We start from the raw sequence: 13,651 nt of genomic DNA, 5'->3' as shown, positions 1-13,651 counted from the left end.
CTCTGCTGTAAGCAGAAGCGGCGCAACAAGCCGGCATCACGGGGAGAACGTCATGGTCTCGATCAACCGGCGCAGATGGCTCACGGGCGCCGCAGGCGCGGGACTTGCCGCGGCCGCGGGCCTCAGGCCTTCGCTTGCCGAAGATACGCCCGGCGTCACCGCGACCGAGATCAAGATCGGCAGCACCACCTCGCTGAGCGGCCCGGTGTCGGCGCTGGGCGTGCAGGCGCGCTGCCAGGAAGCCTATTTCAAGATGCTGAACGAGCAGGGCGGCATCGCCGGCCGGCAGATCAAGTACATCTATTACGACGATGCGTTCAATCCGGCGAAAACCGTGGAGCAGGTGCGCCGCCTGATCGAGAGCGACAATGTCGCCTTCCTGTTCAACATGCTCGGCACCGCCCCGAATTCGTCGGTCGTCAAATACATCAACGCCGCCAAGGTGCCGCATCTGTTCCTGTCGGTGAACGGCGACAAATGGGGCGACTACAAGAGCTATCCCTGGACCATGGGCTTCGCGCCGAGCGCGCGGACCGAGGCGCAGGTGTTCGTCAAATATGCGCTGAGCCAGAACAAGGACGCGAAGTTCGCGGTGCTCTACCAGAATGACGACCTCGGCAAGGATTTCGTCGCCGGCACCAAGGATGTGCTCGGCGAGCGGTTCGCGACCTCGGCCGTGGTGGCCTCGCACGAGGTCACAGATCCGACGATCGATTCCCAGATCGTCACTTTGCGCGGTGCCAATCCCGACGTGCTGATCTCGGGCACCACCGCAAAATTCTGCGCCCAGTCGATCCGCAAGATCTACGAGCTCGGCTGGAAGCCGATGCATTTCATCGCGAGCGGCGCGGCCTCAATCTCCTCGACCATCGCGCCGGTCGGTCTCGACAAGTCGCAGGGCACGATCTCGTCGGCCTATGTGAAGGACGTCGCCGATCCGGCCTGGACCAACGACCCCGGCGTGAAGGATTTTCTCGCCTTCATGGCGAAGTACTTCCCCGACGGCAATCCGAAGGAGGGCTACAGTCTCTATGCCTACACGGTGGCGCAGGTGCTCAAGATCGTACTCGAGCAGTGCAAGGGCAATTTCACCCGCGACAACATCATGGCTCAGGCGAACAATTTGAAAGATGCCGAGGTCCCGACGCTGCTACCCGGCATCAAGGTCAACACCAGCCCGACCAATCATCACCCGCTGCAGCAGCTTCAGCTGCAACGGATCGAAGGGCCCGGCTGGCTGCGGTTCGGCGAGGTGATCCAGGGCGCTAATCTCTAGCGTCGTCCCGGCGAAGGCCGGGAACCATAACCACAGCCGTTCATTGCTTCACGATATCTCTGCCAGCGCGCGTCGCAGATAGATCACGCGGTATGGGTCCCGGCTACCGTGCGCAATTGCGCACTAGGCCGGGACGATGGATGGTTACGTCAGCGCGCGCTCCTGCCCGGTGCGGTAGATCGCAAGATCCCGCGAGCCGGAGAAGATCGCGCGCGGCTTCAGGCCATAGAAGCGGCGGATCGAGTGGCTGAAATGGGTCGAGTCGGGATAGCCGATGTCCTGCGCGAGATGCGCGAGGTTGATGTCCTGGTTGGCGAAATGCAGCAGATGCCGCGCGCGCTTCCAGGCGCGGAACGAGCGGAACGAAATTCCGGTCTCTTCCTTGAACAGATGCAGGAAGCGCGACGGCGACAGCCCGGCTTCGGTGGCGCAGCCTGCCGCGGTCACCGGCTCGCCGGAGAACTGCCCGATGCGGCTGATCGCGCGCACCACGCGCGGATCGAGCACACGCTGCGGCAGCGCGTCGCCGAAGCACATGGTGTCGAACTCGGCATTCGCGATCGCGTCGCGATGCTGCATCTCGGCAAGCGTCGCATAGGCGTTGCGAATCCGGTTCGCGAACAAATGAGAGTCCGGTCCTTGCAGGCGGCGCGCGACGGCTTCGAGTGTGCCGTCAGGCACGCTTTCCGGCTCGATCGCAACACAGATCGCGGATCGATATTCGCTGGTGATGGTGTGGCGCAGGTTCGGCATCGTCACCGCGAGCTCGCCATGCGACTCGCGGCCTTCGCTGGTCGACAGATGCAGGCCATCGCGGATCGCGACATAGACATGGAACGCGCCGGGGCAGCGCTCGCGCGGGCGGCCGAGCAGCCCGGCATAGAACACCCGTTCCGGCGTGATCAGCATCCGGTGGCCGGACGGCTGGCCGGAGTTCTGGCACTTCGCGTCCACGATCGCGTCCATGGCGGTTCCTCCTCGCGCGGCTCTTTGGGCCGCTGCGGCGGAGCTACCATAGCGCAAATTCGCAAAAGCGATACGTCGTCATTCCGGGGCGATGCGACGCATCGCACCCCAATGCGCAATTGCGCATCGGGGAATCTCAGGGTTCCGCAGCGCGCAATTACGCATGAGAGCGCATTGCCCCGGAACGACAGGAAAGTTACGGCCGCGCGCGCGGCGCAACGTTCTGTTCCTGCCCGGCTTTTTGCTCCGACGCCACCGCGCGCCTGTAACCTTCGCGCTGCTGCAGCCGCGCCCAATAGGCCGCGACATTCGGCCCGAAATCCTTGGCGAGGCCGATATTGCTGGCGAGCCGGAGCGCATAACCGTTGGCAATGTCGGCAGCCGTGAAGCGTTCCGCGCAGAGGAATTCAGAATTCGCGGCGGCCGCTTCCACCGCACGCAGGCGGCCCAGGAACCATTTTGCATAATCGCCCGAGACCTGCGGGTTGCGTCGTTCCTCCGGCTCGAGCTGGCTGTAGCGAAGCACCAGCGTCTGCGGAAAGGTCAGCGTCGCGTCGGAGAAATACATCCAGTTCAGAAACGCGCCATAGGCCGGCTCGTCGACACCTACGATCAGCGGCGTCGGGCCGTATTTGGTGCCGAGGTAATGGCAGATGCCGGAGGACTCCGTCATCTTCGTCTCGCCATCGACCATGAACGGGATGGTGCCGAGCGGATTGATGCCGAGATATTCCTTGGCGAACACGCGCGGCGGGAACGGCAGCATCTTCAACTCATAGGGCAGCCCGAGCTCCTCCAGCATCCACAACGGACGGAACGAGCGCGCGGCATCGCAGTGATAGAGCGTGATCATCAGGCGTTTCCCATGTTCTTGATCGCCGCCACCATGAAGCGCCGGCGAGGTGACTGCAACAATGTCGTGCGCGGTGCATTCACCGCGCGGGTTTCCGGTTCAGGCATTGCCGTATTTGCGCAGCTCGAGCCGCGCGATCTGGTTGCGATGGACCTCGTCCGGCCCGTCGGCGAGACGCAGCAGCCGGGCCGTTGCGTAGGCCGCCGCGAGCCCGAAATCGTTGCTGGTGCCGCCGCCGCCATGCGCCTGGATCGCCCAGTCGATGACCTGGCAGGCCATGTTGGGGACCGCGACCTTGATCATGGCGATCTCGGCCTTGGCGACCCTGTTGCCCACGGTGTCCATCATGTGCGCGGCGTTGAGCGTCAGGAGGCGCGCCTGCTCGATCATGATGCGCGATTCCGCGATCCGCTCTTGCGTAACGGTCTGCTCCGCGACCGGCTTGCCGAACGCGATCCGGCTCCTGGTCCGGACGCACATCTTCTCCAGCGTGCGTTCGGCGAGCCCGATCAGCCGCATGCAGTGATGAATGCGACCCGGACCAAGGCGGCCCTGCGCAATCTCGAAGCCGCGGCCCTCGCCGAGCAGCATGTTGCTTGCGGGCACCCGCACATTGCTGAACACGACCTCCGAGGCGCGATCCGGCACGCCGTAGAAGCCGAACACCGGAAGCGGGCGCAGCACCTCGATCCCCTGCGTATCCATCGGCACCAGGATCATCGACTGCTGGCGATGCCGGTCCGGATTATCGGGATCGGTCTTGCCCATGAAGATGCCGATCTTGCAGCGCGGGTCGGTGGCGTTGGTGGTGTACCATTTGCGGCCGTTGATGACGTAGTCATCACCGTCGCGCACGATCGAGCTCTCGATATTGGTCGCGTCGCTGGAGGCGACGGCCGGCTCGGTCATCGCAAAGCAGGACCGGATCTCGCCCGCGAGCAGCGGCTTCAGCCAGCGCTCCTGATGCTCTCTTGTGCCGTAGCGCGCCAGCACCTCCATGTTGCCGGTGTCCGGCGCCGAGCAATTGAACAGCTCGGGTGCAAGATGCGATCGCCCCATGATCTCGCACAGCGGCGCATATTCGAGATTGGAGAGACCTGCGCCGTGCTCGCTCTCGGGCAGGAACAGATTCCACAGCCCCTCGTCCCTTGCGATGGGCTTCAGCTCCTCGACAACCGGAAACACCTTCCACGGGCCGAGCTCTTCCGCCTCGCGGTAGAACCGGGATTCGTTCGGATAGACGTGACGGTCCATGAACGACTGAAGGCGATGCTTCAGCTCGGTGACTCTCTGGGTCTCCTGAAAGAGCATGTTGACCTCCGTCCCTGCGCTCGTACCGGCGGCGCACGCGATCCGCCGGACGGTCTCGCACTATTTCTTCATCCCGGGCAGCGTGCCCATCATCTTGCATAATACCATCAGCATCACCTCGTCGGCGCCGCCGCCGATCGAGGTCAGGCGGCTGTCGCGATAGGCGCGGCTGACCGGCGTCTCATTGGTGAAGCCCATGCCGCCCCAATATTGCAGGCAGGCATCGGTGAGCTCACGGCCGAGCCTGCCGGCCTTCAGCTTGGCCATGGTCGCGAGCCGCGTCACGTCCTCGCCCGCCACCAGCGCCTCGCCGGCACGATAGATCAGCGAACGCAGAAGCTCGACCTCAGTCTGCATCTCCGCGAGCTTGAAGTGCACCACTTGGTTGTCGAGGATCGAGCCGCCGAACGCCTTGCGGTTGCGGGTGTAGTCGATGGTCGCGTTGATGATGAATTCATGCGCCTTCAGGCAGGCGGCCGCGCCCCACAGCCGTTCCTCCTGGAACTGGACCATCTGGTAGGTGAAGCCCTGACCTTCCTCGCCGATCCGGTTGCGCTTCGGCACCCGGACATTGTCGAAGAATATCTGCGCGGTGTCGGACGAGCGCATGCCGAGCTTGTCGAGTTTTCGGGCGACCTGCACACCCTTGGTCTTCATCGGCACGCAGATCAGCGACTTGTTGCGATGAACCTGGCCATCGCTGGTGTTGGCGAGCAGGCAGATCCAGTCGGCCTGGGTGCCGTTGGTGATCCACATCTTGCCGCCATTGATGACGTAGTCGTCGCCGTCGGAGCGCGCATTGGTCTTGATCGAGGCGACGTCGGAGCCGGCGCCGGGCTCGGAGACGCCGATGCAGGCGACCTGGTCGCCCGCGATCGCCGGCACCAGGAATTCGCGCCGCACCTCGTCGGAGCCGAACCGCGCCAGCGCCGGCGTCGCCATGTCGGTCTGCACCCCGATCGCCATCGGCACACCGCCGCAAGTGATGGCGCCTAACTCCTCGGCCATCATCAGCGCGTAGGAGTAATCCAGCCCCTGGCCGCCGAACTCGACCGGCTTGTTGAACCCGAGGAAGCCGAGATCGCCGAGCTTCTTGAACAGCTCATGCGCCGGGAAGATGTCGGCCTTCTCCCATTCGTCGACATGGGGATTGATCTCGGCCGCGATGAATTTCTGGAGCGCGCGGCGCGGTTCGTCGTGGTCGGCGGTGAAGAGCATGTTCTACCTATCCTTCGTCATTCCGGGGCGCGCAAAGCGCGAGCCCGGAATCCATACGCATTATCGTGGTTATGGATTCCGGGCTCGCCGCTTCGCGTCGCCCCGGAATGACGGTCGAAGGTTAACGGCATCGCTAAAGTCCCATCTGCCTTGACGCGAGATCCTTCATGATCTCCTCGGTTCCGCCGCCGATCGCGTTGACCTTGACCTCGCGGTAGATGCGCTCGACCTTGATGCCGCGCATGAAGCCGGCGCCACCGAAGATCTGCACCGCCTCGGAGGCGCAGTGCGCCATGGTCTGCGTGGCCTGGTTCTTCATCATGCAGATCTCGGCGACCGGGCTTTCGCCCTGGCCGAGCCGCCACGCCAGCATCTCCAGCATCGCCTGCGAGACCGCAACCTTCTGCGCCATGTCGACGATCTTGTGCCTGATCACCTGGTGCTGGGCGATCGGCTTGCCGAAGGTCTTGCGCTCCTTGGCATAGGCCACTGCCTCGTCGAGGCAGACGCGCGCATAGGCGGTGCAGCTTGCCGCCATGCCCATGCGCTCGCTGTTGAAGTTGTACATGATCTGCTTGAAGCCCTGGCCTTCCTCGCCGATCAAATTCTCGACCGGAACGCGGCATTCGTCGAAATGAAGCGTCGCGGTATCCGACGCCCACCAGCCCATCTTCTTCAGCTTGGTGCGGGACAGGCCGGGCGTATTGCCCTCGATCAAGAGCAGGCTGACGCCACCCGGCCCCTCGCCGCCGGTGCGCACTGCGACCGTCAGATAGTCGGCGCGCATGCCTGACGTGATGAAGGTCTTTTCGCCGCTGACGACGTAATGGTCGCCGTCCCGGCGCGCCTTGGTGCGCAGGTTCGCGACATCGGAACCGCCGCTCGGCTCGGTGATCGCCAGCGCGGAAATCTTCCTGCCCGCCAGCACCTCCGGCAGCACCCGCGCCTTGACCTCGGGCCGCGCGGCGCGGGCGATCGGCGGCGAGCCTATGGTGTGGCTCATCAGGCTCGCGGAGACGCCGCCGGCGCCGGCGCGCGCCAGCTCCTGCGAGGCCACGATCTTCATGAAGTGGTCGGCGGCGATCCCGCCATATTCTTCCGGGAAACCGAGGCCGAGCAGCCCGATTTCGGACGCCTTGGCATAGAGCGCGCGCGGAAACTCGCCCTCCTCGTCCCATTGATGGGCATAAGGCTCGATTTCCCTGGCCACAAAGCGCCGCATCACCTCGCGAAAGGCCTCGTGCTCGCCGGTGTAGAACGGGTTTGCCATCCGCGTGCTCCGTTGATTCCCACGCCCGACGATGTCCGGATTTTTCCCTGTTCACTTGCGTCGAGTGGCTGCCTCCGGCCCCGGCGTCCGGGCCGGCGATTTGCCAGCCACTAAACGCAAGACAGTATCCTAATACGCCCCCTCCACTGGCAATTCATGGCATCAATCGAGCCAGGAACAGGCGGCGCAAGACTGCCGTTCCAGAGGAGGGAAATTTGCCGGTTCGTTATTACGACTGGATCGCGCATCATCGCCGGCGCACGCCGGACAAGATGGCGCTTGTCGATCTCGCAAGCGGTCGCCGCTTTGGCTATGCGGAGCTCGATGCCCGCGTGTCGCGGCTCGCGAGCTATCTGCGCGACGCCCTCAAGGTTGCGAACGGCGACCGGGTCGCGGTGCTTGCGCTGAACACCACGGATACGCTGGAAGTGCAGTTCGCCTGCTTCCGGATCGGCGCGGTCTTCCTGCCGCTCAACACCCGCCTCACCGTTCCCGAGCTGCGCTACATCACCGGCGACGCTTCGCCAAAAGTGATGATCCATGACGACGACCTCGCCGAGACCGCGCTTGCGGTCGCCAAGCTGTGCGACGTCGCTTCCACCGTGCGGCTCGGCCCCGGCGGCGCCTATGAGGCCGGCATCGCGGCGGCCAAGCCGCTCGAACGGTTCGAGGAGGTCACGCTCGATGACATCTCGACCATCATGTATACCTCGGGCACCACGGGCCAGCCCAAGGGTGCGATCATCACGCATGGGATGACGTTCTGGAATTGCGTCAATCTCGGCGGCCCCGCCTACATCTCGCCGGCCTCCGTGCTGCTGACGGTGCTGCCGCTGTTCCACACCGGCGGACTGAATTGCTACACCAACCCGGTGCTGCATGCGGGCGGCACGGTGCTGATCATGCGCGCGTTCGATCCCGGCGAGGCGCTGAAGCTGATCGGCGACCCGGCGCAAGGCATCAACGTGTTCTTCGGCGTGCCCGCGATCTATCAGTTCATGGCGCAGCATCCGGCCTTCGCGTCGGTGGATTTCAGCCGCCTGATGATCGGCGGGGTCGGCGGCGCACCGATGCCGGTGCCGCTGCTCAAGACCTGGGAGGCGCGCGGCGTGGCGCTGCAGCAGGGTTACGGCATGACCGAGACGTCACCGGCAGTGATGGTGCTCGACCGCGAGGATGCCGCGCGCAAGGCCGGCTCGTCCGGCAAGCCGGTGCTGCACACCGAGGTTCGCATCGTGCGGCCCGACGGCAGCGATGCCGCGGTCGGCGAGCTCGGCGAGCTCTGGGTCAAGGGCCCGAACATCACGCCGGGCTACTGGAACCGGCCGGACGCCAATGCCTCCTCCTTCACCGACGGCTGGCTGCACACCGGCGACGCCACGCGGATCGACGAAGAAGGCTTTTACTATATCGTCGACCGCTGGAAGGACATGTACATCTCCGGCGGCGAGAACGTCTATCCGGCCGAGGTTGAGAGCGTGCTGCATCAATTGGCGGCCGTTGCCGAGGCCGCTGTGATCGGCATTCCCGACCAGCAATGGGGCGAAGTCGGAATGGCGATCATCGCCGTAAAGCCGGGCCATACGCTGACGCCGGCGGAGATTCACGCGCATTGCCAGGCCAATCTGGCGCGGTTCAAGTGCCCGCGCCTGATCGAATTCATCGATGCCCTGCCGCGGAATGCGACAGGCAAAATTCATAAGCCGACGCTCCGGCAGCAATTCAGCCAGCCGAAGCCGACCGATACCGCGGCGTGATCCGAAAACGCGCCTCACGCGTTCCCGATCTCGCAGTGACAAGAATTACCCCGCAACCGTCTGCCGGGACCGGCTGCGGGTTCGTTGCGTAAGTCCCCAACCAGAATCAATCGAGGAAATTGCCTTTATGAAAACCACAAAATTGTCGCTGCTGGCCGCCGCCGCCGCGCTCTGCCTGCTTTCCACCCAGGCCGCCTTTGCACAAAAGAAGTATGACACCGGCGCCTCCGACACCGAGATCAAGATCGGCAATGTCGAGGCCTATAGCGGTCCCGCCTCCGCCTATGGCGTCATCGGCAAGACCGAAGAAGCCTATTTCAAGATGATCAACGATCAGGGCGGCATCAACGGCCGCAAGATCAACTGGATCTCCTACGACGACGGCTACTCGCCGCCGAAGACCGTGGAGCAGATCCGCAAGCTGATCGAGAGCGACGAGGTTTTCCTGGTGTTCAACGCGCTGGGCACGCCGACCCAGACCGCGGTGCAGAAGTATCACAACGCCAAGAAGGTGCCGCAGCTCTTCCTCGCCACCGGCGCCAGCAAGTGGAACGATCCGAAGGATTTCCCGTGGACCATGGGCTTCCAGCCGAGCTATCGCGTCGAGGCGCGGATCTTCGGCAAGTACATCCTCAAGACCAAGCCGGATGCCAAGGTCGTGATCTTCTATGCCAATGACGATTTCGGCAAGGACTACCTGGTCGGCTTGAAGGAGGTGCTCGACAAGTCGAGCGTCAAGATCGTCGCCGAGGAAAGCTACGAGACCACCGAGCCGTCGATCGATTCCCACATCGTCAAGCTGAAGGACACCGGCGCCGACGTGTTCGTCAACATCTCGACGCCGAAATTCGCCGCGCAGGCGATCAAGAAGATCGCCGAGCTCGGCTGGAAGCCGATGCACGTGATGACCGACGTCTCGATCTCGATCGGCGCGGTCATGAAGCCCGCCGGCCTCGAAGCATCCGAAGGCGTGCTGTCGGCCGGCTACCTGAAGGACGCGTCCGATCCGCAGTGGAAGAATGACGAGGGCATGAAGAAGTTCATGGCCTTCGCCGAGAAGTACATGCCGGGCGCGAATCTGTCCGACGCCAATCTGGTCTATGGCTACGCCGCGGCGCAGACCATGGTGCAGGTGCTAAAGCAGGCCGGCGACAATCTGACGCGTGAGAACGTGATGAAGCAGGCCGCCAGCCTGAAGGACTTCACGCCCGACACGCTGATCCCCGGCATCCGGATCAACACCAGCGCGACCGACTTCGCGCCGGTAGAGCAGCTCAAGATGATGCAGTTCAAGAACGGACAGTGGGAGCTGTTCGGCGACATCATCAGCGCCGAGACCGGCGGCTAGCGCTACGCCGGGACGACGAGCAAACTGTGTCGCGAAGCCGCCCATCCGGGCGGCTTCGTTGTTTTGCGGTTCTTCGCAGGTAAGGCCGCCGGCGACCACTCTATCACCGTCACCCTGAGGAGCGCGCTCTTGCGCGCGTCTCGAAGGGTCGACAGCCCGGTCGGTGGCCGTGCATCCTTCGAGGCTCGCAAGAGCTCGCACCTCAGGATGACGGGATTGGCAGGTGACTACCCCGGCAAAAAGATCGCAAACGGCTCGTCGATCGTGCGGCGCAGATGCTCGCGGTAGAGGGCGTAATTCGCATCGTCGGCCGACACCCGGCCGAGGCTCGGCTTCGGCACGTTCTTGACGGGCAGGAATGCGATCGGCGCGGCGACCGGCGTCAGCAGCGAGCCGCGGCCGGCGAGCAGCGTCGTGATGATGCCGTACATCTCACCGGAATTGCGCGGGCGCGAGACCGTGATCACGCGATGCTGGCCATGCCGGTTGGTCACGAGATAGACGAAGCCCGATTCGTTGGGCACCGCCACCTCGCCATACTGGGTGTAATCGGTATCCTGCCGCTCGGCCTCGCGGAAGCCGAGCGATGACGCCGCATCGTCCCAGGCGATCTCCGTCCGATAGGCATAGACCGCGCCCTGCTCGCCGAACGACGGGCGCACGGTGATGTAAGTCCCTTCGATCCGCGCCACCGAACGGCGCGAATAGGATCCGAGGCTGTCGGGCGCGATCCCGCCATTGGCAGGCGCAGCCACCGTGATTGCCGCCGGCAGCTTGCGCAAGGACACACCGAGCGCCTGCTCCAGCCGCACGGTGGTCGCCAGCGTGAACGGGCGGCGGCCACCGAGCACCTTCTCCAATGTCGACAGGCTGAGCTTCGCCTGCTCGGCCAGGGTCTGCCGCGAGATGCGGCGGCGCGCGATTTCCTCGCGGATGGTCTCTGCGACCTGCCGGCTCTGCTCGGCGGAAAGCTGCTTGTCCGGCGTCGGCATCGTGGTCCTGCGCTGATTCCCCATCAATCTGCGCGCAGTCTAGCAGACCGGACAATCCATCACAAAACCGCACAAAGCCGCCTCGGCCGGCGGCGGGCCGCGCCGGGCGGCGGCCAATCATTGCCGATCATTCTGCTCGCGCCAAAACCGCCGCTCTCCATGATTGGGAAGCAGCGAAAGCCTCGCTCGGAGTGACGAAAATGACGATTTACGATGCATGTGAGAGCAGCCCGCAGATCCGCCTGTCGCGCCGGATGCGCATTGTGCTGTTCTTCCTGGTAGAAGGTGTGGCCGCGCTGGCGATCGGCTTCGCGGCGCTGTTCGTGAGTTTTGATCCGGTGTGGTCTGCCGAGTTGCCGCAACAGGCGGTGCTGCGGCCGAGCGAGGCCCGCTCCGGCTCGCTGCTGTTCAAGACCGACGACGGCTATAGGGATGCGCTGAGGCTCGGCATCGATGTCGACCTCACCGTGTCGGGCCCGACCGTCCGCGCCCGCGTCACGCAGATCTTCCGCAACCCGACCAAGGACTGGGTGGAAGCGACCTATGTTTATCCGCTGCCGGCGGGCGGCGCGGTCGACACGCTGAAGATGGTGGTCGGCGACCGCATCGTGGTCGGCGACATCAAGGAGCGGCAGCAGGCCCGCGCGATCTACGAGCAGGCCAAGCAGAATGGCCAGAAGGCCGCGCTCACCGAGCAGGAACGGCCGAACATCTTCACCAACTCGGTCGCCAATATCGGCCCCGGCGAAACCGTGCTGGTGCAGATCGAATATCAGGAACTGGTGCAGCAGAACGGCAACGAATTCTCGCTGCGGGTGCCGATGGTGGTCGGCCCGCGCTACAATCCGCGTCCGGTGGTGCAGAGCGTCGACCTCCGCGCCGATGGCAGTGGCTGGGGCGCGACCACGACCGATCCGGTGCCGGACCGCGATCGGATCGCCTCGGAAGTGCTCGATCCCGCGACGAACGCCCCGATCAATCCGACCAACATCACGGTGCACCTCAACGCCGGCTTCCCGCTCGGCGAGGTGAAGAGCCATTTCCACCAGGTCAAGATCGAGAGCCCCGACAGCACCACGCGCGTCGTCAAGCTCGCCGAAGGCCCGGTGCCCGCCGATCGCGATTTCGAACTGAGCTGGAAGCCAGCCGCCGAGAAGGCGCCGTCGGTCGGGCTGTTCCGCGAGCATGTCGGCAATTCCGACTATCTGCTGGCCTTCGTCACCCCGCCATCGGTCGAGCAGGCGCAGCAGAAGGCCCTGCCGCGCGAAGTGATCTTCGTGATCGACAATTCCGGCTCGATGGGCGGCACCTCGATCATTCAGGCCAAGGCCAGCCTTCTTTACGCGCTCGGCCGCCTGCAACCGACCGATCGCTTCAACGTGATCCGCTTCGACGACACCATGGACACCCTGTTCCCGTCGCCGGTCGCGGCAAACAGCGCCAATATCGGCAACGCGACATCGTTCGTCAGTGCGATCCAGGCCCGCGGCGGCACCGAGATGGTGCCGGCGATGCGCGCGGCGCTCTCCGACACCAACCACGACGACGCCGATCATGTCCGACAGGTCGTGTTCCTGACCGACGGCGCCATCGGCAACGAGCAGCAATTGTTCGAGACCATCAGCGCGCTGCGCGGTCGCTCACGAATTTTCATGGTCGGCATCGGCTCGGCACCGAACACCTATCTGATGACGCGCGCTGCCGAGCTCGGCCGCGGCACCTTCACCCATATCGGATCGGTCGAGCAGGTCGATGAGCGGATGCGCGACCTGTTCGCCAAGCTGGAGAATCCCGCAGTGACCAACCTCGCCGCGAAATTCTCCGAGGCGACAGCCGACCTGACGCCGTCGGCACTGCCCGACGTCTATCGCGACGAGTCGCTCGTGCTGGCCGCGAAGCTCGACAAGCTCGCCGGCTCGGTCGAGATCAAGGGCCGCATCGGCGATCGTCCGTGGAGCGTGACGCTGCCGCTCGCGAATGCCGCCGAAGGCAAAGGCCTGTCGAAACTGTGGGCGCGCCGCAAGATCGCGGATGCCGAGGTTGCACGCACCACGCGGCAGGCGAACCCGGAGGATGCCGACAAGACCATTCTTGCGCTGGCGCTGGAGCATCAGCTTGTGACGCGACTGACCAGCCTGGTTGCGGTCGACAAGACGCCGAGCCGTCCCGAAGGCGAGCCGCTCAGGCTCTCCGAACTGCCGCTCAACCTGCCCGCCGGCTGGGATTTCGCAAAGGTGTTCGGCGAGCGTCCGCGCCTGCCGGCTGCACCGACCGAGCGTCGCGCCGACGCCGGCGACGGCAAGGTGCAGTTCGCCGCGCTGAAGCGGTCACCGGTCGCGACGCAAGGTCCCGGCACGATCCAGCTGCCGAAGACCGCGACCGACGCCGAGCTGAAGATGATCGCAGGTGTGATCCTGCTCACGGTCAGCCTTCTGCTTCTGGTGTTCAACCGACGTCAGACGTTGTCCCACTGACGTCGGATGAAAGGAGGAGGTGCCCCCGACCTTCTCTTTCAAGAGCGCGCGCGGCCTTCTCACCCGTCCCCCCGGGGGCCGCGCGCGCCACTTTTTCTTCGAGTGTATTCCGGGGCGATGCGCAGCATCGAACCCGGAATCTCGAGATTCCGGGTTCGCTACGCGCCCCGGAATGACGGAAGGCTC

The 13,651-nt window shown here is 64.4% G+C and carries 10 protein-coding genes; 4 read left to right on the top strand and 6 right to left on the bottom strand.

What is annotated here, in order from left to right; genetic code table 11:
- Positions 1–52 precede the first annotated feature (52 nt).
- Positions 53–1,276 (top strand): ABC transporter substrate-binding protein, encoded by a 1,224-nt coding sequence (locus BraRD5C2_RS29630; protein ID WP_223974644.1) that lies wholly within the window; start codon positions 53–55, stop codon positions 1,274–1,276.
- 144 nt (positions 1,277–1,420) lie between these two features.
- On the opposite strand, the gene BraRD5C2_RS29625 is transcribed toward BraRD5C2_RS29630, so the two are convergent.
- From BraRD5C2_RS29625 to BraRD5C2_RS29605, 5 genes are all read right to left on the bottom strand, one after another.
- Complete coding sequence (locus tag BraRD5C2_RS29625; RefSeq protein ID WP_223974643.1) at positions 1,421–2,242, bottom strand: helix-turn-helix domain-containing protein; 822 nt, start codon at positions 2,240–2,242, stop codon at positions 1,421–1,423.
- A 196-nt stretch (positions 2,243–2,438) separates the two neighbouring features.
- Complete coding sequence (locus tag BraRD5C2_RS29620; RefSeq protein ID WP_223974642.1) at positions 2,439–3,095, bottom strand: glutathione S-transferase family protein; 657 nt, start codon at positions 3,093–3,095, stop codon at positions 2,439–2,441.
- Positions 3,096–3,194: 99 nt separating this feature from the next.
- Positions 3,195–4,406 (bottom strand): acyl-CoA dehydrogenase family protein, encoded by a 1,212-nt coding sequence (locus BraRD5C2_RS29615; protein ID WP_223974641.1) that lies wholly within the window; start codon positions 4,404–4,406, stop codon positions 3,195–3,197.
- 60 nt (positions 4,407–4,466) lie between these two features.
- Complete coding sequence (locus tag BraRD5C2_RS29610; protein ID WP_223974640.1) at positions 4,467–5,624, bottom strand: acyl-CoA dehydrogenase family protein; 1,158 nt, start codon at positions 5,622–5,624, stop codon at positions 4,467–4,469.
- Between the two features lie 133 nt (positions 5,625–5,757).
- The gene (locus BraRD5C2_RS29605) at positions 5,758–6,894 is read right to left on the bottom strand and encodes an acyl-CoA dehydrogenase family protein (protein WP_223974639.1); all 1,137 of its coding nucleotides are present in this window, start codon (positions 6,892–6,894) and stop codon (positions 5,758–5,760) included.
- A gap of 215 nt (positions 6,895–7,109) precedes the next feature.
- On the opposite strand from BraRD5C2_RS29605, the gene BraRD5C2_RS29600 reads away from it, so the two are divergent.
- The gene (locus BraRD5C2_RS29600; protein ID WP_223974638.1) at positions 7,110–8,651 is read left to right on the top strand and encodes an acyl-CoA synthetase; all 1,542 of its coding nucleotides are present in this window, start codon (positions 7,110–7,112) and stop codon (positions 8,649–8,651) included.
- A 127-nt stretch (positions 8,652–8,778) separates the two neighbouring features.
- Complete coding sequence (locus BraRD5C2_RS29595; RefSeq protein WP_223974636.1) at positions 8,779–9,999, top strand: ABC transporter substrate-binding protein; 1,221 nt, start codon at positions 8,779–8,781, stop codon at positions 9,997–9,999.
- A gap of 227 nt (positions 10,000–10,226) precedes the next feature.
- Here the strand turns inward: BraRD5C2_RS29595 and BraRD5C2_RS29590 are convergent, their stop codons facing one another.
- Entirely contained in the window at positions 10,227–10,991 is a 765-nt protein-coding gene (locus BraRD5C2_RS29590; protein WP_223974979.1) for a helix-turn-helix domain-containing protein, read from the bottom strand.
- A gap of 254 nt (positions 10,992–11,245) precedes the next feature.
- On the opposite strand from BraRD5C2_RS29590, the gene BraRD5C2_RS29585 reads away from it, so the two are divergent.
- A complete protein-coding gene (locus BraRD5C2_RS29585; protein WP_374708063.1) occupies positions 11,246–13,465 on the top strand; it encodes a marine proteobacterial sortase target protein in 2,220 nt (739 codons plus the stop codon).
- The last annotated feature ends 186 nt before the right edge of the window (positions 13,466–13,651 follow it).

Source organism: Bradyrhizobium sp. RD5-C2 (assembly GCF_019972155.1).
GTDB lineage: Bacteria > Pseudomonadota > Alphaproteobacteria > Rhizobiales > Xanthobacteraceae > Bradyrhizobium.
This window is presented reverse-complemented; position numbering and strand designations above follow the sequence as displayed.

Bases quoted from the DNA above. Each gene is read 5' to 3' on its own strand.
- BraRD5C2_RS29625 (WP_223974643.1), bottom strand. From the start codon at position 2,242: ATGGACGCGATCGTGGACGCGAAGTGCCAGAACTCCGGCCAGCCGTCC.
- BraRD5C2_RS29595 (WP_223974636.1), top strand. From the start codon at position 8,779: ATGAAAACCACAAAATTGTCGCTGCTGGCCGCCGCCGCCGCGCTCTGC.
- BraRD5C2_RS29590 (WP_223974979.1), bottom strand. From the start codon at position 10,991: ATGCCGACGCCGGACAAGCAGCTTTCCGCCGAGCAGAGCCGGCAGGTC.
- BraRD5C2_RS29615 (WP_223974641.1), bottom strand. From the start codon at position 4,406: ATGCTCTTTCAGGAGACCCAGAGAGTCACCGAGCTGAAGCATCGCCTT.
- BraRD5C2_RS29610 (WP_223974640.1), bottom strand. From the start codon at position 5,624: ATGCTCTTCACCGCCGACCACGACGAACCGCGCCGCGCGCTCCAGAAA.
- BraRD5C2_RS29630 (WP_223974644.1), top strand. From the start codon at position 53: ATGGTCTCGATCAACCGGCGCAGATGGCTCACGGGCGCCGCAGGCGCG.
- BraRD5C2_RS29605 (WP_223974639.1), bottom strand. From the start codon at position 6,894: ATGGCAAACCCGTTCTACACCGGCGAGCACGAGGCCTTTCGCGAGGTG.
- BraRD5C2_RS29620 (WP_223974642.1), bottom strand. From the start codon at position 3,095: ATGATCACGCTCTATCACTGCGATGCCGCGCGCTCGTTCCGTCCGTTG.
- BraRD5C2_RS29585 (WP_374708063.1), top strand. From the start codon at position 11,246: ATGCGCATTGTGCTGTTCTTCCTGGTAGAAGGTGTGGCCGCGCTGGCG.